The sequence below is a fragment of the Microbulbifer okhotskensis genome (genome assembly GCF_023895975.1).
Taxonomy (GTDB): Bacteria; Pseudomonadota; Gammaproteobacteria; order Pseudomonadales; family Cellvibrionaceae; genus Microbulbifer; species Microbulbifer okhotskensis.
Genome location: NZ_JALBWM010000387.1, coordinates 1 through 453, shown reverse-complemented (window position 1 = coordinate 453; position 453 = coordinate 1). Strand labels below are relative to the sequence as shown.

Sequence of the window (453 nt, the reverse complement as noted above, 5' to 3'; positions counted from 1 at the left end):
CAGGTATGGTTCGCCGCAATGTCTTGCGCATCAAATCGATCATTCGACGAATAATTAGATAACTCATGTACAGCAAAATCTATTCGGCCCTGGTGCAGCACTATGTATCGGGCGGCTTCGGCTTGCCTACTGCTTATGAAAATGATGGATATGAGCCGAACGTGGGAACGCCTTATGTGGCTGTCTATAACCTGCCCGCTGATAGTGGCCAGGACACTATCGGCGAAATTGGTAGGGATGAGCGCATAGGAATATTACAGGTCAGCATTTTCTATCCAGTAGGAAAAGGGCGGGGGGATGCCCTGGCAATGGCCGACCAAATTCTCACTCACTTCAAAGCCGGTTCAACCCCTGAGTACTCCGGCCAAATCGTAAAAATTCAATCCTCAACTGCCTCCCCCGGCAGGGTGGTAGATGGTTGGTATCAACTCGACATCAGCGCGGCCTGGACCG

Annotated in this window: 1 protein-coding gene; it reads left to right on the top strand. The window is 51.2% G+C overall.

Going from position 1 to position 453, the window contains the following annotated elements; translation table 11 throughout:
• Positions 1 to 65: 65 nt before the first annotated feature.
• Positions 66 to 453: phage tail terminator-like protein (locus MO867_RS24460; protein ID WP_252473376.1), on the top strand; the 388-nt coding region annotated here is incomplete at its 3' end.